Origin of the sequence: Achromobacter sp. DH1f (assembly GCF_000633435.1) — a bacterium.
Classification (GTDB): domain Bacteria; phylum Pseudomonadota; class Gammaproteobacteria; order Burkholderiales; family Burkholderiaceae_B; genus Achromobacter; species Achromobacter deleyi.
Window position 1 is genome coordinate 1 of record NZ_AYMF01000126.1, and the last position, 275, is coordinate 275.

Consider the following 275-nt stretch of genomic DNA (forward strand, 5'->3'; position numbering starts at 1 on the left):
CTGATCGATGGCGGCTATACCCGCATCGGGGCGGGCACCTTGCTCAACACCGGTCGTATCTACGGCGACCGCATCGGTATTCAGACGCCGGTACTCATCAACGAACCCAACGCCGTCATCGCGTCGCGCGGCGACCTGGACCTGGGCGTGGGCACGCTGACCAATCGCGAGCATGCGCTGATCTACTCGGCGGGGGACCTGCGCGTGGGCGGGGCGCTGGACGCAACGGGCAAGGCAACGGGGCAGGCGCAGTCGCTGGTCAATGAATCGGCCAC

The 275-nt window shown here is 66.9% G+C and carries 1 protein-coding gene; it reads left to right on the forward strand.

Annotated elements, in window-relative coordinates:
• A partial coding sequence (locus tag U858_RS34135) for a hypothetical protein (RefSeq protein WP_042886187.1) occupies window positions 1–275 on the forward strand: 275 nt, incomplete at both ends.